22 protein-coding genes are annotated in these 19559 nt (G+C 62.8%); 10 read left to right on the top strand and 12 right to left on the bottom strand.

The genetic code is table 11. From position 1 onward, the window contains the following. Positions 1-58: 58 nt before the first annotated feature. Positions 59-421, bottom strand: a complete 363-nt coding sequence (locus ACWGS8_RS11090) for a hypothetical protein (RefSeq protein WP_454580960.1) — start codon at positions 419-421, stop codon at positions 59-61. Positions 422-594: 173 nt separating this feature from the next. On the opposite strand from ACWGS8_RS11090, the gene ACWGS8_RS11085 reads away from it, so the two are divergent. Then, the gene (locus tag ACWGS8_RS11085; RefSeq protein ID WP_454580959.1) at positions 595-897 is read left to right on the top strand and encodes a hypothetical protein; all 303 of its coding nucleotides are present in this window, start codon (positions 595-597) and stop codon (positions 895-897) included. 669 nt (positions 898-1566) lie between these two features. Here ACWGS8_RS11085 and ACWGS8_RS11080 read toward each other — a convergent pair. Then, positions 1567-2271: an XRE family transcriptional regulator gene (locus tag ACWGS8_RS11080; RefSeq protein ID WP_454580958.1), complete on the bottom strand. Its 705-nt coding sequence runs from the start codon at positions 2269-2271 to the stop codon at positions 1567-1569. Between the two features lie 74 nt (positions 2272-2345). On the opposite strand from ACWGS8_RS11080, the gene ACWGS8_RS11075 reads away from it, so the two are divergent. Further along, on the top strand, positions 2346-2717 hold the full coding sequence (locus ACWGS8_RS11075) for a hypothetical protein (protein ID WP_454580957.1): 372 nt from the start codon (positions 2346-2348) through the stop codon (positions 2715-2717). A gap of 129 nt (positions 2718-2846) precedes the next feature. Continuing rightward, a complete protein-coding gene (locus ACWGS8_RS11070) occupies positions 2847-3503 on the top strand; it encodes a GcrA cell cycle regulator (protein WP_454580956.1) in 657 nt (218 codons plus the stop codon). A gap of 2 nt (positions 3504-3505) precedes the next feature. Here ACWGS8_RS11070 and ACWGS8_RS11065 read toward each other — a convergent pair whose 3' ends face one another. Together ACWGS8_RS11065 and ACWGS8_RS11060 are read right to left on the bottom strand one after the other, a co-directional pair. Continuing rightward, a complete protein-coding gene (locus ACWGS8_RS11065) occupies positions 3506-3823 on the bottom strand; it encodes a DUF982 domain-containing protein (RefSeq protein ID WP_454580955.1) in 318 nt (105 codons plus the stop codon). An 84-nt stretch (positions 3824-3907) separates the two neighbouring features. Next, entirely contained in the window at positions 3908-4189 is a 282-nt protein-coding gene (locus tag ACWGS8_RS11060; protein WP_454580954.1) for a DUF982 domain-containing protein, read from the bottom strand. Between the two features lie 86 nt (positions 4190-4275). Here ACWGS8_RS11060 and ACWGS8_RS11055 point away from each other — a divergent pair, with 86 nt between their 5' ends. From ACWGS8_RS11055 to ACWGS8_RS11045, 3 genes are all read left to right on the top strand, one after another. Beyond that, positions 4276-4893 (top strand): YdaU family protein, encoded by a 618-nt coding sequence (locus ACWGS8_RS11055; RefSeq protein WP_454580953.1) that lies wholly within the window; start codon positions 4276-4278, stop codon positions 4891-4893. Beyond that, positions 4814-5119 carry a hypothetical protein gene (locus ACWGS8_RS11050; protein ID WP_454580952.1) on the top strand — a complete coding sequence of 102 codons (306 nt, stop codon included), beginning with the start codon at positions 4814-4816 and terminating at the stop codon, positions 5117-5119. Before ACWGS8_RS11055 ends, ACWGS8_RS11050 begins: the two co-directional genes overlap by 80 nt. Positions 5120-5190: 71 nt before the next feature. Continuing rightward, positions 5191-5784 (top strand): DUF6456 domain-containing protein, encoded by a 594-nt coding sequence (locus ACWGS8_RS11045; protein ID WP_454580951.1) that lies wholly within the window; start codon positions 5191-5193, stop codon positions 5782-5784. Between the two features lie 60 nt (positions 5785-5844). Here the strand turns inward: ACWGS8_RS11045 and ACWGS8_RS11040 are convergent, their stop codons facing one another. From ACWGS8_RS11040 to ACWGS8_RS11020, 5 genes are all read right to left on the bottom strand, one after another. After that, complete coding sequence (locus ACWGS8_RS11040; protein ID WP_454580950.1) at positions 5845-6147, bottom strand: hypothetical protein; 303 nt, start codon at positions 6145-6147, stop codon at positions 5845-5847. 308 nt (positions 6148-6455) lie between these two features. Further along, positions 6456-8477 (bottom strand): acyltransferase family protein, encoded by a 2022-nt coding sequence (locus tag ACWGS8_RS11035; RefSeq protein ID WP_454580949.1) that lies wholly within the window; start codon positions 8475-8477, stop codon positions 6456-6458. Between the two features lie 237 nt (positions 8478-8714). Then, on the bottom strand, positions 8715-11342 hold the full coding sequence (locus tag ACWGS8_RS11030) for a hypothetical protein (RefSeq protein ID WP_454580948.1): 2628 nt from the start codon (positions 11340-11342) through the stop codon (positions 8715-8717). Continuing rightward, on the bottom strand, positions 11335-12780 hold the full coding sequence (locus ACWGS8_RS11025; protein ID WP_454580947.1) for a patatin-like phospholipase family protein: 1446 nt from the start codon (positions 12778-12780) through the stop codon (positions 11335-11337). Before ACWGS8_RS11025 ends, ACWGS8_RS11030 begins: the two co-directional genes overlap by 8 nt. Positions 12781-13245: 465 nt before the next feature. After that, positions 13246-13764 carry a DUF2306 domain-containing protein gene (locus ACWGS8_RS11020; protein WP_454580946.1) on the bottom strand — a complete coding sequence of 173 codons (519 nt, stop codon included), beginning with the start codon at positions 13762-13764 and terminating at the stop codon, positions 13246-13248. 294 nt (positions 13765-14058) lie between these two features. Between ACWGS8_RS11020 and ACWGS8_RS11015 the strand changes: the two genes are divergently transcribed. Beyond that, positions 14059-14277 (top strand): hypothetical protein, encoded by a 219-nt coding sequence (locus tag ACWGS8_RS11015; protein WP_454580945.1) that lies wholly within the window; start codon positions 14059-14061, stop codon positions 14275-14277. A gap of 165 nt (positions 14278-14442) precedes the next feature. Here ACWGS8_RS11015 and ACWGS8_RS11010 read toward each other — a convergent pair whose 3' ends face one another. Together ACWGS8_RS11010 and ACWGS8_RS11005 are read right to left on the bottom strand one after the other, a co-directional pair. Next, entirely contained in the window at positions 14443-14751 is a 309-nt protein-coding gene (locus ACWGS8_RS11010) for a hypothetical protein (protein WP_454580944.1), read from the bottom strand. A gap of 564 nt (positions 14752-15315) precedes the next feature. Continuing rightward, positions 15316-15903, bottom strand: a complete 588-nt coding sequence (locus ACWGS8_RS11005) for a TetR/AcrR family transcriptional regulator (RefSeq protein ID WP_454580943.1) — start codon at positions 15901-15903, stop codon at positions 15316-15318. Positions 15904-16010: 107 nt separating this feature from the next. On the opposite strand from ACWGS8_RS11005, the gene ACWGS8_RS11000 reads away from it, so the two are divergent. Together ACWGS8_RS11000 and ACWGS8_RS10995 are read left to right on the top strand one after the other, a co-directional pair. After that, positions 16011-16826 carry an oxidoreductase gene (locus tag ACWGS8_RS11000; RefSeq protein WP_454580942.1) on the top strand — a complete coding sequence of 272 codons (816 nt, stop codon included), beginning with the start codon at positions 16011-16013 and terminating at the stop codon, positions 16824-16826. Between the two features lie 126 nt (positions 16827-16952). Continuing rightward, positions 16953-17954, top strand: coding sequence for an NADP-dependent oxidoreductase (locus tag ACWGS8_RS10995; protein ID WP_454581267.1), 1002 nt, complete (start codon positions 16953-16955; stop codon positions 17952-17954). 65 nt (positions 17955-18019) lie between these two features. Here the strand turns inward: ACWGS8_RS10995 and ACWGS8_RS10990 are convergent, their stop codons facing one another. After that, positions 18020-18694, bottom strand: a complete 675-nt coding sequence (locus tag ACWGS8_RS10990) for a GntR family transcriptional regulator (RefSeq protein WP_454580941.1) — start codon at positions 18692-18694, stop codon at positions 18020-18022. 126 nt (positions 18695-18820) lie between these two features. On the opposite strand from ACWGS8_RS10990, the gene ACWGS8_RS10985 reads away from it, so the two are divergent. After that, positions 18821-19417, top strand: a complete 597-nt coding sequence (locus tag ACWGS8_RS10985) for a lipocalin-like domain-containing protein (RefSeq protein WP_454580940.1) — start codon at positions 18821-18823, stop codon at positions 19415-19417. The last annotated feature ends 142 nt before the right edge of the window (positions 19418-19559 follow it).

Genomic DNA, 19559 nt, shown 5'->3' with positions numbered 1-19559 from the left:
TCTAGAAAGAAAATTCAACGATTGGAACCCGCAAAGGGCTGGTCCAGTGCGCCGCGTCTCAGGCCGCTTCGAGCGCCCACAGGCGGTGGCCGTAGCGGCGGAAGAAGCGCGCCACGAGCCGCCGCTGCCTGGCCCGGATGAGGTCGGGCAGGCGCCGTTCCTGGCGCCAGCGCGGCATGTTGCGCCAGCAGGCGATGAAGTGGGCGGTGTCCTCGATGGCCTCGCCCGCCGACAGCGCCGGGCCGATCGCCGCCAGGAACAGCGGTTCGGATTGTTTCAACTCGTCGATGACGGCCTTGCGCCGGAAATGCTCCTGGCGGGCCTGTGCGATGCCGTTGCGGCGGATCGCCTCGAAGGCTTCAAGCAGAGCAGGGCTGTCGCCGGTGTAACCGCAGGCGCGGGCGAAATCGGCGGCATCCATCATTGCTCCCGGGTCTGATGCGGCAGGCGACTCACATTTGTGAGTTGTTGAAAGCATAACTCAAAAAAATATAAAAGGGAAACTTTGGGGAAAGTGTTAAAACTGCGACTCGACTCCGGGCTTAAAACACGGGATTATGCGAACAAATCAGGAACAAACTGGGTGGAGAGGCAATGGCATTGCCGGGCAGGAAACCAGTCATCGCGCATGTCGTCTCGATATCGGTCGAGTGCGTCGATTGCGGCCGCAACAGATGGTGGAAACCGGATGAACTCCGGCGTTTCGGGGTGACGGGCAGCACGCTGCTGGCGGAGCTTTCGGGCCGCATCGTCTGCTCGGCCTGCCGCGCCGATGGGCTGCCGGGCACGGCGATCTCGATCCAGGCAGCCTTCATTGACGAGCGCCAGCGCGTGCGCAGCGAGGCGCAGATGCTGAGCGATCGCGAGGTGTTGGTGGAGGGGGCGAGAAGGGCTTGAGGGAGGCAGGGCTAGTTAGGGCAGGGCGGACCCAGCTGTCGGATTCCGTTCTGGCTCGCTGTGCCCTTTACCTCGGTCGCGGCAAGGATCCTAAAGCGCGTCGCGTCGAAACGGATTCATGCGCCGCGCTTTAGGTTGTTGCTTGATGCATGTCGTTCTCGCAAAACCGAGGTGACTTTTGCGCGACATGCATTAGGTGTCGACCGTAGAGATGTCATGGCGGAGACGGCCAGGCTGTCGAACTTCGATGTCCATTCCACCGAACGCGAGCTGACAGCTCCATTGCGCTTCATCCCGCGAGGGAGACCCAGAAGTTGCTGACCATCGGATCCTTGCAGTCCATGTTGCGGCCCGTGAGATTCCGCCCTTCAGGCCCTTGATAGACGACCCGTGTGCAGGCTTGGGCTTCGGCGGTCAGCAGCGCCGCGGCGGCAGTCAAGGTGGCGCGAGAATGCGTGTAAATCGAGACCTATTGAACACCAATCCATAAGAAGACTGCGAGAAGCAGATGCTGATCAAAACCGATAGGTCATGCCGAGAACCGGGCCGCTGACGTCCGTTAGTAAATCAGCGATGTCGGGCGCTGCGTGCCTTGTAGGCACGACAGCCTCGCGCAATCAGCCATCGATTGCAACGTCGTACGGAGCCTCGGTGTCGGCGTTCTTCTCTTCAATACCCCAGCAATTCCTTCAGCGGTATGACCCGCCAGACATGCTTGATCGCGTAGCGGTTGAAGGTCAGCGTCTTCGGCGGATTATACTGCTCGACCACCAGCTCGCCCGCCGTGCGCCTGACCAGCTTCTTGACGAAGGCCTTGCCGTTCTTCTCGTTTTCTTCCGGAAACGTCTCGATCACCACGTGGTCGCCGGGGATCGCGTCGCGGCCGCCGCAATAGATGAGGTCGCCGGGTTCATAGCGCGGCACCATGGAGTCGCTCAGCACATGCAGCGCGAACACCTTGGGCAGGTTGCGCACGCCCGGCGGGCGCTGGACGTAGCCGGCGGGCTCGCCGTTGAAGGTGAAGTCGCCGTCATCGCCGCCGACCGCCGCACCCAGCACTTCGATATCCATTGAGCCGGCGGGCATCGGGCCGGCATCGGTGACGATCTCGGCATCGGCCACCGAGCCGGCATCGTCGAGGAAGACGACCTGCCCTTGGCCGAGCGCCACCGGGTCGACGCGCAGGAAGGCGGCGGTCTTCAGCAGGTTCTCGGTCTTGGGCAGGTTGCGGCCGGTTTCCCAATTGCCGACGGCGGCGACATCGGTGTCGTTGTGCTCGGCAATGTGGCGCATGACCAGGCCGCGCTGCTTGCGCGCCTGGCGTATCGCCGCCCCGACCTTGATCGATAGTTCCGTTTTGGCCATGGCACCCATGTGAGCGATGAAAGCTGCTCTCGTCTATGAAAGAATAGCTTGCATCTGTTTTTGAGTTATGCTTATATCTGGCCATGCAGAACCTGTCCAGTCTTCATGGCGCGGTAGCGCCGGCCTCTCGCGAGGCAAACAAGGCGACCGATGTCGCCGCCCTTCCGTCCCGGCCGTCCTCCTCCCCGGCCGGGGCGAAGCCCGAGCGCCTTGATGCCTCGGGTCCGGCCCGCCCGTCCCTGGCGGCCGGAACGGCCGGAGCCGCCGCTCCCCTCGGCTCCGGCCCCCAATTCGACCGGCCCGCTGCTGGTCCCCATGCGCGCTCCTGCATCCGCACCCAGGACGGCACCGTGTTCGAGCCGATGACGGGCAGGGCGGTTTCCGCTCCCGACAGGAAGACGGCGGAGGCGCGGCTGGCACGCCTGACCGCCAGGCATTCGATCCGCTCCGGCTGATCCGGCCCGCGAGCCGGCTTTCGCACTGAACACCCTGACCGTGGCCCGGACCGGGCCCGACCCCTGACGCCCGACTGACGGCGCGCTCGCTGGCGCGGCCGAAGGCCGACCCCTGGATGGAGCCTGGATATGGCAAGCTACAGCGACGCCGAACTGCATGAGATTGCCCGCTGGCTGAAGGAGGGGCTTTCGGCCTCGAGGATCGCTGCGGGATTCAGCGCGCTGCGCGGCAGCCCGGTCTCGCGCAACGCCATCATCGGCATCGTGCACCGCAACGCCATGCTGGGCGCGATCGGCTTTGCCAATGGCCGGGGGATGCCGCCGGGCGTCAGGCAAGCCGCCGGCGAACAGGCAATGCGCAAGCCGGCGGCCAAACGGGCAAAGGCGGTGGCGCAAGAGCCCAGCGGCGTCCATGCCGGCGAAGGCGCACGCAAGAAAAAGGCCCGGTCCAGGCGCGATTCCTCGCCGGCGTGGCTGCCGCCGCGCCTATTCGTGCGCGAGGTGGGCGTGCTTATCGCCGATGGCCAGGCCTACCGCCTGGAAGTGGCTGCACCCCAGCGTGGCCCGATCGGCCGCCAGCCGCATGGCGTGGCGATGCGCTTCATCGACTGCCTGTTTTCCCGCTGCCGCGCGCCGCTCGACCTGACGCTGGAAGAGGCCCCGGAGAACGACGCGCCGGGCGCCCGGCCCGGCGCCGACATGCTGTGCTGCGGCATGCGAACCCAAGGGCAGAAAAGCTACTGCGACTACCACAAGGCGCGGTTTCAGCGGCGGGTTTGCCAGTGAGCCTATTTCGGTATCTGCCGGCCCTGCTTGGGCATGCGGCTTTGCACGGTGCGTGCCTCCAGCCGCATGGCCGGGCCACCTTCGGCAACCAGGATGCCGGCGACGCGGGCAAAGCCGGTGAACACCTTTATCGCGTCGGATTCGGAGATCTGCGCGGCGATCGCGGCGCTGCAGGCGTTGAGCGCGCTGCGGTAGACATGGCCGCGACGATCGATCGGCCAGCGCTGCAGGAAATCGGCGGCATCACTGACGTTATCGATCTCCTCGACCTGTCCATCCAGGCTGACTTTGAGCGGCACTCCGGTTTTCAGCGTACCCACGGCGTTCACCTTCGATCTCGACGGGACTATAAAGCCCGCGCTTATAAACGCGCAAGGCCGCCACGCGGTTGCATTGCACCGGCGTCACGGGCCGGCGGCGGCGTCGAGCCAGTCATGCGCGCGGCTTCTCGGTTTCGCCACCAATATGCCCTGTTGCCTGGCGGTCTTGCTGAAGGCCTCGAAGGCGGTGCGCGGGCAGCAACTGCCCTCGACCGCCAGCCTGACCAGCCTTGCGGCTTCGATATAGGCGGGTGCTGTCTTGTCGGGCCACTGGTGTCGCAATGCCGTCTCGGCGTCGGCCACCGAGCCGACCAGCATGGTCTTGTTGTCGCAAAAGCGCAGCGTAACCGGCATGAACGCCGTCATCGGCAAACCTCCCCGTGGCATCGACGCGTCATAACGTGCGGACTGTCGGCTGGTTCCATTAGCTTGCGTGCAGACACGGGGCCGGCATGAGCGAGCGGCCCTTCATGCAGCTCTATGTCTCCGATTTCGTCGGCGACACGCTGCCACTCTCCACCGAACAGATCGGCGCCTACATGCTCATCCTGATGGCGATGTGGAACGCCGGCGGCCGGCTGCCCGACGACGACGCCAAGCTGGCGCGGGTCGCGCGCCTTTCCCTGAAAAGATGGCGCTCCATCAGCGCTGATCTGTTGCGCTTTTTCGAGCGCGAGGCGGGCGAGATCGGCCACAAGAGGCTGACCAGGGAATTGCACAAAGCCCAGGTCAAGAGCGAGGCGAGGGCCGCCGCCGGCGCACGCGGTGGCGCCGCCACCGCCTTGAAAACAAAGGCGCATGGGGCGGCAAATGCCGGCGCTTTGCCGCGGCATTCTCCAGACTCCAGAAACCAGAGTGAAAAAGCTTCCGCTTTTTCCCCTGCGGGCAGGAACACACCAACTCCCGGCTTTTCGGGAAGGAAGCCCGGCTGGCAGCGACCGAAGACCCACACCGACGCCGCCAACGCCATCATCGAGGAGATCCGCAGCCATGACCGCAGCCGAACTGCAGCAGGCGACGAAGGCGCTGGCCGCGATGTTCTCATGCTTCCCGCAATCCGCCCTGACTGATGTCGAGATGCAGATGCGCGGCTATCTCGGCGCGGTGCGCGACGCCGAGCTTGCCGATCTGCAGGCCGCCATTCAGCGCTTCGTGCGCGGCGAGGTGAAGACCGGCAACGCCCAGTTCTGCCCTTCAAGCGCGCAGCTCTGCATCGAGGTGCGGGAGCGGCGGGTGATGCGCGAGTTGATGGCGCGGCGGGGCGCGCAAGTGCCCGCGAAGCCGGTGACGGGATGATCAGACAGGTCGGCGGGACAGCGCCGCCCTCTCTAACCGAAACGCCACACCCCCAACCCAAGGAGCCACCCATGCCCAAAAAAGCCAAAGCCGCCAAACCGCAGGCCCCCAAACTGCCGAAGGGCGAGGCCGAGCAGGTGCGCATCCGCCGCGAGATCGGCCATGATTTCGCGCTGAAAGACGACGCCTTCGGCCGCAAGCGGCAGGCCGCCGGCACGGCTGAAGCGCGACGCGTCTACGAGGTGTCGAATGACGGCTACACCTCCACCGGCGGCATTGTGCGGGTGCGCAACGTGGATCCGCTCATCGGCATCACCTCGCTGTCGCGCCAGCAGCGCGAGGCCGGCCAGCGCTACCGCGAGGATTTCCAGTGCAGCCAGCAGGCCAGCGTAAAGCCGATGCGCTGGACCGAACGCGTCGATGGCGGGCGCCGGGGCAGCGGTATCGCCGACAGCGTGCTCGACGCCGGCCGCGCGCATGCCGCCGCCACGAGGGCGCTGGGGCATTGGGAGGTGGCGGCGGTGGTGCGACAAGTCTGCTGCGTGGGTGGGTCGATCAAGAGCCTGGCGGAGCAGACGGGCGAGGGCAGGGATGTGGTGACAAAGCTGCTGAAGGTCGGGCTGGACCTGCTGGCGGTGCATTATGGGATGATGATGGGGCGGTGAGAGCGTGACGCAACGATCCGACCGGCGAGGCCGGCCGGATCCGTTTCACGAAGGATCAGGTCATCCGCAGACGCGGACTTCCTCGACGATCCTGTGATGGTGACGCCAATGGTTGATCACTTCGATATGGCAACGGTGGTGCCGGTGGAAATAACGCGGCCTGTAGCCGTCATCATAGGGGTCGTAGGGGCTATAGACATAGCGGCGGCCATAGTCCCCATAGCCGTTGTAATAGTCATTGCCGTAATAGTCGTTGTAGCCGCCGCCGATGCCGATAAAGACGTGGCTACGCGCGGCGGCAGGGGCGATCATCGCCGCGGCCGAAGCAATGGCGATAACCGAGACAAGTAGGAGCTTCTTCATGGCTGCCTCCTTTTCAAGGTTGGTCTAATATAACTCCCGGGAGCCAGGCCCGTTCCATGGATTTTATGATCCACCAACCAGATTAGAGCGCGGAAAGATTGCACTTGAGCGCTATGTAGCAGAGTTGGCTGATGCTGAATCAACCGGCTGGGACGGATGTTTGTGCAAAAGGGCCGACGTCGGCGCCGCCCCTCATCCGCCTGCGGCACCTCCGGGCGTTTGCCGTTCGGAAAGCCAAGCAATTGGCTTTCCGTCCGCTACGCGGACCACGCCTCACCCCCGTGAACGGGGAGAAGGGAGCTGATTTTTCAAAACAGCGCTTTCTCCAGCGGCGCCTCCAAGGTCTCGGCAAAGGCCGTCGCCAGATGATGCCGGTCGCGGAAGGCGAGTTTTCCGCCGATGAAGACGTGACACTGTGTCGGGCCGCAGAAGCGGTCGGTGAGGTCGACATAGCGCGTGTCGGGGACGCTTTTGACCACGGCGCGCTCTTGCGCCGCCACGCTGTCGTTGGCGGCCTGCGCTCGCGGTGTGTCGCAGCGCGAGGGGGCTTCGCGCCACCACAAAGCGCGCGCCACGCAGGAATCGGCGAAACTGTCGCCGATCGGCGTGTCGCGGATGACGGCGGTTTCGACGCCGGCCTGGCTGAAGGCCTGCAGCGTGGAGCGCAGGCCGGCCTGCCAGCGCGCGGTCTCGGCCTTGCGGCCGGCGGCGGGCATGTCGCGCGTCAGATTGCCGATCGAGAATTCCGAGATCACCACCAGGCGCGGTTTGCGGCGGATGATGTCCGCGATCGCCTGTTCGCGCCAGGCGTCGCATTCGGTGTAGTCGCGCTTCAGCACTGTGTTGAAGGTCGGCAGACGCGAGGCGCGGCACGAGGATTTGAGATAGGTGACCACCTTGGTGTCGTTGCGCCTGGCCGCCTCGACCAGCGGCGTCGACCAGTGGTCGGCGTGCGAATCGCCGAACAGCACGATGGTGTGGGCGGCGTCGGCCGGGCCGAAGGTGCAGGGTTTCGGCTTCACCGTGTGGAAGTCGAGCAGGCAGTTTTTGTCGGTGGCGCGCGCGATGGAGGGCTGTTCGGCGGCCTGTTCGATGCCGCGCTGGGCCGGGTCGATATTGCGGGTCGCCAGATGCGCGTTGGCATAGGCCGCCGCCACGCCTACACCGGTCAGCGCCAGGGCGGGGGCCAGAGCAATTCCGGGAAAAGTGTGAAGCGGTTTTCCCTTGGGAATTGCGGCAAACCGAACTGCACGGGCGCCCGCCGTCAGCGAGCCGCCGCGCCGGGCCGGGTTTTCGATCAAATGATAGGTGAGGAATGCCAGCGCCAGTGCCAGCGCGCCGCAGCCAAGACGCTGGAGGACGCTGAGATCCGGCGCCAGCATGCCGGCATAGACGATGACAGGCCAGTGCCAGAGATAGAGCGAATAAGAGAGCGTGCCGACCCATTGCAAAGGCGGCAGCGACAGCAGGGAAGCGGGCGCGAGGGCCTGCCACCCAGCCTGGCTGGCTGCCTCTTCGCCGGCGCCGCCCAGCAGCACCAGCACCGTGCCGGCGACCGGCAGCAGCGCATACCAGCCGGGGAAGGGCAGGTCTTCGCTCAAGCTGAGATAGGCCACCGCGATCAGCGCCAGGCCGAGCCAGCCCTGCACTGCGCGCAGCCATGGCCGCTCTTGCCACAAGGCCGCCGGCGCCAGCGTCGCCAGGCCGCCGGCGGCGAATTCCCAGGCGCGCAGCGGCGAGAAGTAGAAGGCCCAGGCCGGCGAGAGGCTGGTCAGCCACAGGCAGGCGGCGAAGGAGGCGAGGCCGGCGACGCCGATCACCACCACTGCCATGCGCCGGCCCGGGCGCAGCCAGGCGGCGAACAAAAGCAGCGCCGGCCAGACGAGATAGAACTGCTCCTCCACCGACAGCGACCAGAAATGGATGAAGGGATTGCTCAAGGCGTCAGCGGCGAAATAGTCGAACGACCAGCGCAGCAGCCATAGATTGATGGCATAGGCCGAGGCGAACATGGCGCCGCGCGAATAGAGCGCCTGCTCCTGCGGCGCCAGGATGAAATAGCCTAAGCCAAGCGTCGCCAGGATGACGAACAGGGCCGCCGGCAACAGACGCCGGGCGCGCCTGGCATAGAAGCGCCAGAGGTCGAGCCTGCCGGTCTCGGTGATCTCGCCCATCAGGTGCGTTGATATCAGCCAGCCGGAGATGACGAAGAAGATGTCGACGCCGGCAAAGCCACCGGGGAGGGCGGTGAGGCCGAAATGATAGGCCACGACGCCGCCGACCGCCAGCGCGCGCAATCCCTGTATATCAGGCCGAAACGATGCCGCCACGAGGCCTCCTTCGTTACGCCCAGCCCGCCCCGCGTCTCGGCCTGACCGGCCGATATCGCAATGCAACAAGTTTTTCGCAGTGCAACATGGCCAGAACAAGGAATCGGTCGGAAAGGGCGAAATGTCCTGGCGCCGGGCGCTCAAGGCTATCGCCTCAGGGTGGTCCGACGCTTCTCGGAGACGTCAGACCACCGCTTCCAACTCCCTGTTCGACGCGCTCTGCCCGGGAAGGCCGTTTCACGCCTTTCCCGCCCCCTTCGGACGGCACTCCTGCGGCACGTCGCCATCGATGCTGATGATGGCGGCATGCGCCAATATGTCGATCGATGCCGTCTTGTTGCCTTCCGCCGGCGGCAGTCTCCTGGCCAGGCTCGTTTCCATGGCGCCGTAGTCCTTGAACAGGAAGTTCCTGGAAATCTCGTCGGCGCGCACATCCCTCCAGCCGGTGAACTTGGTCGGTTTCGGCCTGCTGTCGATGTCGATCAGAGGGTTGTCGATGCCAAGCGCCTGGATGATGGCGGCGCGCCGGCCTTCGGCGAGATAGAGATTGAGGTTCTGCTTCTTCGTGCCATTGTCGACACCGTCCCATTTCTCGCTGGCATAGCCTTCGACGCGCAGCTTGAGCCTGGGCGTGCCGGCGCCATTCCCCGCCTTGTCGAAAGCGGCCTTTGCCCGCTCCATGCAGTCGTTGTAACGGGCAGCGATCTCGCGCAGCAATGCCTGCTTGGTCTCGCTGTTCGACAGTTTCGGGTTGCTCAGGCTGGTGAGGCCGAAATAGAAAGCCTTCGCCTCCGTATCGATGCCTCCTTCCCAGAACGCCTTGTCATCGTTGCCGGTAACGGGATCGAGGAAGATCGGCAGCATCATCGCGCCGCTGCCATAGTCGTAAACCTTGCCGTCGGCGGTATAGACCTGGGTGATGAAGGTCGGGCCACCGGCCTGCGCTTCCGGGGCGCTGGCCTGGGCCGGCGGTGCGTCGATAATGATGGGCACGACGATGGGCGCCGCGGGCGCTTGCGAGCTTGCAAGGCGGCCGGCACCGTCCTTGATGTTGGCGGCAAGGCTTCCGGTCGCGCCCACCAGCCTGGCAAGCGGCGAGGCATCGTCCTGTCCGGTGCCCTTGCCAAGCTTGTCGGCGATGGCGCCAAGTCCCTTCTCGACGTTGCCAGCCAGGTCCCTGGTCGCGCCCACCAGATCCGGGGGAACGGGATTGTCGTGGATGGTGCCAAGCTTATCAGCGACAGAGGCAAGCTCTGTCACGCTGCCGGTCAGTTTGTCGGTCGCCGTCACCAGCGCGGCCTGGTCCGACGCCTTCGGCTCCGGGCGCGGCGCGGCGCAATCAGGCAAGTTCGACTGCGGAACCGAACCCTTGGCGTCCGTGGGTTGGGCGCCCTTGGCTTGCGATCCGTTCTGACCGGCTGTCTCATCGCTTCGCGCGGCGATCGCATCGCCCTGCTTTGCCGTCGTCTCATCCTGACCGAGAGGCTCTATGCGCAGCACCAGCGACTTGTCGATCTCGGTGACCGGGTTGCCGTGGCGGGTCTCGACGAAATAGCTGCCGCCATTGGCCAGCAGAACGCGGCCGCGTTCCAGAACACATGAGCCGAGTTCGGCGGTCCGCGAGATGAAGGCGAATTGCTTGTCGTGACCCAGCGTTCCGGAAGCAAGGGAGGGTAACAACAATAATGAAATGAAGAATAGACTTATGGCTGCGTTGATTAGAAACGTCACGCTATCTCTTGACGAGGACGTGTTGACGAATCTTTCCAGCGCTGACGAGAGGGGTTTCGATCTCAAATATTTTTTTGAAGGGATTTCGTTGAAACTCCCCCACGGCAGCTTTGTGAAGCTGAAATATTGATCAGACCTCTTTCCTTTCATGGCGGTCAGAATTCGGTCCATCCTGGTGAGGCCGGGTTGATTTTCTCCGCCTCCCGGCAGTTCGGCGGGATTCTCCAAGACGCTGTCATAAAGCGTTCCCCGCAGCGCGCTCATGAAGCTGTCGCGCCTGATCTTTTCGATGAAGACCGAAGCGGCATATGCCGCGATTGCGGCGACGGCCGCCGTCGGAATTATCCAGTTCTTGAGGACCAGATTGTTGTCGAAAACGATCAGGACGATCGCGACGACAAGGCCGGTCAATCCGCCGGTGATAAGGGCCGAATAAGCGGCAAAGAGTCCGGTTTTCTCGATGCGCATGGCGTAGGGCCGTGTCGCCTCCTTGTAGGCGTCGACGGAGGCCTCCGTGTAGAAATCGCGGCCGACCCTGTCCGCATAGTTCCTGGCGTGGTCCAGGAAGTTTCGGTAGCGCGTGAGGAATTGCCTGGCTCCGATCAACAGCTTGTCGTCGTCGGCGGAACGGTCGGGATTTCCTGGAGCCTGCATGGCGGGTGCCGGCTTCAGCGGCGAACGGAATTGGTCGATCTCCGTCAGCTTCTTGTCGATCGCCTCCTGATCCCGTTCGAACGCCTTCAGGCTTTGGATGAACTCGTCCTTGACCCTGTCGAACAGCCGCGCCGCGTTCGAATGATAGGTGACGATGTCCATCTCCTCGGCAATGCGCTTGGCGCTGGCGAGGTCGAGAAGGCGGTTTATTTCCTTGATGGTGTCGCCACTGGAGATGCCGACCTTCTCGATGGCCCCGAGAGCCTTGCGTTCTTCGGGAACGTCCTCGGCAGACTGCGGCAACGGCAGCGAATTCCCCTTGTCATTGTAGAAGATGGCAGGATTGTCCTGCCGGCTGACCAGGCAATAGACGCTGTGAAAGAGCGCCCTGGCCTTGTCCGAGCAGTTCTCGGTTCCATTCGCCGCACCCGATACAGGGGCTTGTGGCGTCACGTCTTGTTCGCGCTTCTCACTACCCATTGCTTCCTCCGAGATCTTGTTCCAGGAAATCGCGTGCCCGTTCCAGGCCCATCACGAACAGGTCTCTCTGGTCCCTTTCGTCCATGGCGAAGTTGAGCCAATTGGCGTCCTGGACGTTGATGGCCGCAAGGCGGAACGGGAATTTCGCCGGCATCGTCAGGCCCGCCTGAATTTGCCGCCTTTCAAACACCTGCCTTCTGCGCTCCAGCACGGCGATGGCGTCACGATCGCGCTGATCTCGAACCATGAAAGCCACTGTTCCGATGTCGGCGGCAAGGCTGCTCAGGCGGGACCGGCGGCGATAGGGCCGGGCAGGAGTGGCATTCATCAGTGGTACGGCGATCGTCGGCACGTCCGGAAAGATCGCGCTGAATGCATCGACCGGGAGGTTTGAAAACATCCCGCCATCGAGGAACGCCACTTCATCGATGGAGCGGAATTCATCCAGCCTGTCCTTGCCGGCGAGCCCGCCGAATTTGCTGTCGATGAACGATTTCCAGTTTGTCTTGTTGACGCCGAAAGTGGCTGGCCCGAAGAAGAACGGGATCGACATCGACGCCCGCACAAGTGCCGCCGGCGAGTTCGAGCTGGTCTCGCCTGAGAGATATCTGACATCTTCGGGAAACTGGAATTTCACGCCGATCGGTGTGCAGGCCGCCATCACCTGAAGCAGGTGTCTCCCTTCGTCTTCGACAGGTTCCAGCGATGACAGGGGCTGTTTTCCGAGCTTCTTGACGGCATCTATGGCCGCGTTCAACTGTATCGAGATCGTCTTCAACCGGGCAAACAGGTCGTCGACGGTTCGCAGGCCGCGCTCAGCCAGAACGCCGCGAACCCAGTCTTCGAAGGCGTTGCCCGGGTTCAGTCCACGCGTCTGCAAAATCTGGCGCAGCGCGCCGAGCAAGGCCGGCCACGACGAAGGCGAGAAGGACTGCCGCTTGAGCAGGAATTGCTTGATCAGCCGGCGCGTCCGGTATGGGCCGTCGATGAAGGCGCTCATCGGCATGGCATTGACGATGTCGACGACGTCCTTGTGGGTTTCGTTGAGCAGATCGTCTCCGCGCACCGCGGTCATGCCCATGGCCATGATGGCACCGGCAGAAGCGCCGGCAATGCCGGCGAAGCGGACATCGGCGCTTTCCAGGCCGGCAACGAAGCCGGCATGTGCTATACCCAGCACACCGCCGCCCTGCAGCACGATATTGGCTATTCTGTAGACTTTGTCGGCCGGGGCAATGGCGTTACGCGGTGGCTTTGCGCCATGCTGAGCGGCGGCGTTGAAGAATTTCAACTCGTGGGAGGCGGCGCCCGGTGCCTTGTTTCTGGCAGCGACTGCCTTCAGCCAGAAAAACTTGTCCACCTCCGACCGCTTGGCGAGCACTTTGATCTCGCCGAGCAGGCTGATGACGCCGGGATCTTTCCAGACATCCAAGGTCATTGGTTTCGCCCCCGCGAACCACGACTGTTGCGCAGCGCTACCGAAAACTCCAACCCTCGGACCTTGCGCCGGGGTGCACCCTCATGGTGCCGTCATCCCCTGTTGGTTCAGCCTTTCATTGCACCATTCGGCAGATTTTGTTTAGGCTTCGCTTTATTAGGGCTCCACATTGTTTTCGCCGTCAAGTCGTTTCTGGCGTCAACTTGGCCTTCGTGTGAAAAACATCGCGAACGAGCCCATTCATTTCATGCTTTCCAGATGTCGGCATGGCTGCCGGCGGTCAATTGCAGCATGCTGGCAGATATGATTGCGGCCGCTTGCTTTGGCTTTGGTTGAGCAGGCCCGATGCTGAAAGCAAAGCGTGAATTGATCAGTATTGATCTGCTGTTCGCAGGACCCGGGGTCAGGGATTGATCAAGGCCGCGAGGCGGAGTGCGGGGTGGCCGAGGTCCGCGAGCAGTTGGATCAGGGAGATGCTTTCGGGCGCGGGGCCGCGGTTCTCGCACCACGCGCGGCATAGAGGCCGGTCGCTGCCGCGAGGATGACCAAAGCGGTGAAGATCGCCAGCTTCTGTGGTGTCGCGCCCTGCGGGCCGAAGGCGACGAAATACATGGTGCGGCCGGGAATGAAGGTCAAAAGCCCGGTAATGATCAGGCCGAAAATGTAGGTGCCCTGCATGATGCGGCGGTGGGCGGCAATGTTGCCGCCGCGTGCCGCGCGCACGCCGCGCCACAGCATCACCAGCACGAACAGCGACAGAAGGTGGATCGGACTGAACGGCCCCCACAGCCGGATCGTCCAGATGAACAGGCCGGAGCCGGCGACCGTCGCCATCAGCGCCACCCAGATGCGGCCGAGCGCGCGGTGCAGCCGGTCGCCCTTGGTGCGCCAGAGCTGCACGGCGCCGAGCAGCAGCGCCGCGATGGCGATCAGCGCATGGAGCTGGATGACGGGCGAGGCGTGGAGCAAAGGGCTGAGCGACATCGATGTTCTCCGGCGGCCTTGGGCGTGCCTTGTGGACTATCGCCGACGCAGCTCCGTGGAGGCAAGACCGTACAAACCGGCTGCGAGCGCGGCGCCTCGTTGGTCCGGCCGGTGAGGTGCTTTTGTCAGCCGGTGATGCGCAGCGAGGCGGTTCGAAATTTCGATCTACGACTACGAAGGATTCGCCGCGCCACGCGGACCGGTATAATGTGCCTTGTCGTCCGCACTCAACCGAGGCACACGGACGCTTGAAAGAGGAGATCACGCTTTCGCCCACTGAGGGAGAAGAGCGTCATGCCCTTCGAAAAATACAGCAGCATATTCACGCCCGTCGACCTGGAGATTCTCCAAAGGGTGTTCGACAGGCTGTGCGAGGAGCGCCGCCTGGCCCCTAAGGACAAGGACCAGAGGAATTTCCTTGCCTCCGAAGTCATGGAGGCTTTCGGCAACGGGTTCACCGACGAAACGGAATTGTGGCAGTCGTTTTCGAAGCGCCGCGCCGCCTTGGCATGAAACCTGGAGCGCCTCTTGGGCGCTACACCTTTTGGGACACGCTTCTCGGCTTCCTTCGCTTCTGGCAGCGCCGCAATGTTCGCGATGTGCCAGAGCCCGCCAAGGGCGACCATCTCACGACAAGACAGCCCCGCGGGCGGGGCTGTCTTCATTGATATGGCGCGTCTACTTGCTGCCGCCGTTCTGTTTCACGCTGCTGCAGAATTCCGGATGCGCGTTGGTGGGGTTGGCGTTCTTGGCCTCGTCGGCGCAAGCCGTCGTCATCATCTTCTGGTCTTCGGGCGTCAGCGCCTTCCAGGCCTTGATGAAATCGTCATTGCCGCGCAGCTTCTTCATGCTGGAGTCGGTGTAGAAGGGCTGCATCTTGGCCGGGTCGTCGAGAGCGGATGTGCCACTGCCGCCCGCAGCCGCGAAAGCCGAACCGGCGACCATCGAAAGCGTCATGGCGCCAAGACAAATCATCTTGATATTCATGATAGGATCCTTCCCTGTTGCTTTATGACCGTCGAAGCAACGATCCTAGGCGTAACGGGGGGATTTGGGTGAAAGTTCCAGCCTGCCCCGCGAGTTTAGTCCAATTTTCTAAAATATGCCCGGAAGTAGCTCCGAAACATTGCCCGGCTCTTATCGTATGCCGGCGCGAAAACTTGCCATGACACAGGATTGTTGCGCAATAACTATCACTGACGCGAATCGGGATCGGCGCTGGAGTCGACCGAACAAACAGTGTCCGGCCGATTTGAAAACGTCGCTGCTCCCTGGTTGTTGCGTGCCGGCCGTCCTGCCGGCCCGCCTCAAAAGCCCCACCGGCAGGGCCGGCGGGGCATTGATCGGAGGTCTGCGATCGCCTGGGAGGCGATCCCGGGAAGCAACGGGAAGGGCGGGCGAAAAGTTTCACCCGTGCGGTATGATGGCCATCGCCGATGGTCGGCCTCAGCTGGCCCGGCGGCCTTGGCCGCGCCGGGCAAGAAGGTTCGCCACCACCAGGAGCACGATCGACAGCGCCATCGGCGAGGTAATAGCTGATGGTCAATGGCTCTAGGACGCTTCATCCTTCTGCCTCGGCTGGGTCAGCGCACGCGCCGCATCCGCGCCCGCCGCCAGGATACGGTCCGACAATTCCGTTCCTTCCACCGCACGGGCCAATTGAAGGGCGCCGATGAGCGCGGCGAACACGCCCAACGCCACGCCTTCGGGATCGCGGGTGTGCGGCGGCAGGTCCCTGGCCAACTGACGCACAAGGGTCAGCAGCTTTTCGGTGTAGAGGGAGCGCGTCTCGGGTAGTTGACGCGCGATTTCCGGCAACAGCGCTGCGGAAGCACAGCCGGTCTCCGGATGGTCCCGGTGCTCGGGCGACAGATACATCGCCATCGCCAGTTCCAGGCCGCCCAAGGCCAGCGCCTGCTGCAATTGCTGCGACTGGATTTCCAGCGCCGATGCCATGCTCTCGCGGACGAGATCGGCCTTGGACTGGAAGTGCGGATAGAAGGCGCCATTCGTCATCCCGGCGTCGCTCATGATGCTGGCCAATCCCGACGCGGCGATGCCGTCACCTCGGAAGCGGTGCGAAGCGACCTCCATGATCCGGCTGCGGGATGCGTCCTTCCGGCCCTTGTCATAGCGCATGATGGTTCCTTCTCGTTTCCCTATTGCATTATGAGTGTAATGTGATATTACGATCATAATTCAATGGCCGACCGCAGGCAAGACCTCTTACGTTTGGAGCCTTCACAATGAACCGGAATTCGGGAAAGACCGCTGTTGTGACCGGCGCCTCCTCAGGCATTGGCCGTGCCAGCGCCGAGATTTTGGCACGCGCCGGCTTCACTGTCTTCGGCACCAGCCGCAAGACATCCAACCAGGGCTCGAACGGGATATCGATGCTGGTTTGCGACGTGACCGACGACGCGTCTGTCGCGTCCCTTATCTCGACTGTCCTCGGCAAGACCGGCCGGATAGACCTGTTGGTCAACAATGCCGGTATCGGGCTGCTGGGAGGCGCGGAAGAGTCGTCGGTCTCGCAGTCGCAGGCCCTGTTCGACGTCAACCTGTTTGGCGTCATGCGGATGACCCACGCGGTGCTGCCGTCGATGCGGCGGCGAGGCGAGGGGCGCATCGTCAATATCGGCTCGATCCTGGGGTTGGTCCCGGCGCCGTACTCGGCCCATTATTCAGCCGTCAAGCACGCGCTTGAAGGCTATTCGGAATCGCTCGACCATGAGGTTCGCGCCTTCAATATTCGCGTTTCGGTCATCGAACCGGCATTCGTGCGCACCGTGTTCGACCAGAACGGGTTCGAGCCCGATTCCGTCATGAAGGAATATGATGAAGCGCGGGCCGGTTTGGAGGCATTGCTTCGCGACGTGATGCCCAAGGCCGATCTGCCGGAAGTGGTGGCCAAGGTGGTTCTGCGGGCTGCGACCGACGGGCATCCGCTGCGGCGCTACACCGCCGGCAAGGCAGCGCGGCAGGTAAGCATGCTGCGCCGGTTCGCGCCGACAGCAATGTTCGACAAAATCTTGCGCAAGCAATTTCGCCTGCCTGTCTGAACGAAGCCGCGGATTTAACAGCAACATCGCCGATCTTGTCCGGTGTATCCGCGCTTGCACCGACGACGCCTTGCGGCCTGGCCGTTCGTGCCGGCCACCGAGAATCATTTTTAGAAAGCGACCATGATGAAGGCCTTTGTTGTCGACAAGTATCAAAAGAAGGGTGCCCTGCGGCTCGCCGAGATGCCGGAACCCGAGTTGCGGGACAATGATGTCCTGGTCGAAATTCACGCCGCCGGGGTGAAACTTCTCGATTCCAAGCTTCGGGATGGGGAGTTCAAGCCGATATTGCCCTATCGGCCACCGTTCATCCTGGGCCATGACGTGGCGGGGATCGTCGTGCGGGCCGGATCGAAAGTCCGCAAATTCAAGCTGGGTGACGAAGTCTATGCGCGGTCGCGCGACGGGCGGATCGGCACGTTTGCCAAATCCATCGCCATGGATGAAGCCGATGTGGCGCTGAAGCCAAAAAACCTCAGTATGGAAGAAGCCGCCTCGATTCCGCTGGTGGGCCTGACCGCCTGGCAGGTGCTGGTCGAGACAGCCGGGCTGAAGAGAGGCCAGAAGGTGTTTATCCAGGCCGGCTCGGGCGGAGTGGGGACCTTCGCCATCCAACTGGCGAAGCATCTCGGCGCGACCGTCGCGACGACAGCGAGCGCGGCGAATGCCGATCTGGTGAAAGGTCTCGGAGCCGATATCGTCATCGACTACAAGAAAGACGATTTCGAGAAAATCCTGCAAGGCTACGACGTCGTCCTGAACAGCCAGGACGCCAAGACGCTCGAAAAATCCCTGCACGTGCTGAAGCCGGGCGGGAAACTCATCTCCATTTCCGGCCCGCCGGATCCCGAATTTGCGGGAAAGCAGAAGCTGAACATGGTCCTGAAGCTGGTCCTGCGCCTGCTGAGCCGCGGCATACGCAGCAAGGCCAGACGCGCCGGTGTCGGATATTCTTTCCTGTTCATGTGGGCGCAGGGCGATCAGCTGGGCAAGATCACGTCGCTCATCGAATCCGGCTTCATACGCCCCGTCATCGATCGGACGTTTCCGTTCGAGAAGACGAACGAGGCATTGGCCTACGTCGAAGCGGGGCGTGCCAAGGGCAAGGTCGTCGTCAAGGTCAGGTAAATGAGCGAACCGCTCTATCTCCTTGTTCCCTTTGCGCCATTACGGATGGAGGGTCGTTGCTTCACCTAGCCGACGCCGCCAGCCGGCGCCGTCTCGATCTCCTGGAGATAGAACACCTTGCTCGGCTGCAGGTGGTCGACGCAGAGCTGCGCCAGCACCCAATTGTCCCGGCGCTTCAGCGCCTCGATCATCATCGCGTGGTGCTGGCGCGAGACGTCGAGCTTTTCCCTGTCGGCCAGCGAATTGGCCCGCACCGGCAGGCTGAGGCGCATATAATGTTCGATCGAGGCAACGAGATAGGCGTTGCCGCAGGCCGAGAACATGGTCAGGTGGAAGCGGTCATTGGCCTCGTGGATGCCCCTGAGATAGCCACTGTCGACATGGCCGCTATAGATGCGGTGGATCTCCTCCAGTTGCGCGATCAGCGCCGCGCTGACCGGCAGGGGGATCATCAGCGCCGCCTGGCGCTGCAGCATTTCGCGCACTTCGTAGATCTGCCGCACCTCCTCCGGCGAGAGCCGGCGCACCATGGCGCCCTTGTTGCGCTCGCGCGTGACGATGCCGAGCTTTTCCAACTGGTACAGCGCCTGGCGGATGGTGTGACGCGATACCGGAAAGCGGGCCAGGAGCACGTCCTCGACGAGGCGCGTGCCGGGCGCCAGCCGGCCGAAGATGATGTCCTCCTCCAGCGCATGCACGGTGTCGGCTTCCTTGCCGCCATAGTCGAAGCTGTTGAGCATCGCATATCCCTGCTGCTCCCGGCTTCTTGTCCGCCGGGGATGCCAGTCTAAAGCGGTTCATCGTTTCACGGAAATGCCTAACCGCTGCATTTCCTTATCTGACGCAATTCCGGTGGGGAAAGTGCTATGCGCGGCTTCCACCGCGAGGCATGCTTTGATGGTCGCGACTGGCTGTGGCCGGCCTTTAGCGGTCCTTGGACGCATCCGGCGAATTCGATGGTGTTTCGCAATTTGCATGGCAACATGCCCACCCTTCGACGGGTGGGTCCATTTAGGCAAACTGCTACAGGAGCGAATATGTCCGAGCGCGACGCCAAGCTCCACGGTTGCTGGCGGTTGGTTTCTTTCGATACCGAGCTTCAGGAATCAAAGGAGCGCAGTCAACCGTGGGGCGCCGACCCCAAAGGGTACCTTATTTTCGGCTCTGATGGGCGAATGATGGTCCTGGTTACCGCTGAGGCGCGGGAGCCAGGGAATACAGATGAGAAACTGGTGGCACTTTTCCGCACTGTGATGGCCTATACCGGACCGTATCGGGTAGATGAGGATAGGTTCATCGTCAGGGTTGACGCATCCTGGAATGAAGCCTGGAACGGCAGTGAGCAGGAACGGTTCTACAAGCTTGATGGCGACACGCTCCACGTCTTTACGGCCTGGATGCCGAATCCGTTGGTATCAGGAAATCCAATAGGAAGGGGTATTCTCAGCTTTAGACGCGAGTAGTTCTCTGAGTTCGCAGCCAACTGGAATTACGACAGATTGAAATCACCCTTCTTTTTCAGTCCGCGTCTTTAGAGCGTTTCACCGTTTCATGGAAACGGCGAACCGCTCTAACTCTTTGTTTTGACGCAATTCCTGACGGAAA

It is taken from the genome of Mesorhizobium sp. 43Arga, assembly GCF_053714255.1.
The sequence above is the reverse complement of the archived record's forward strand: the minus strand, read 5'-3'. Positions and strand labels throughout refer to the sequence as shown.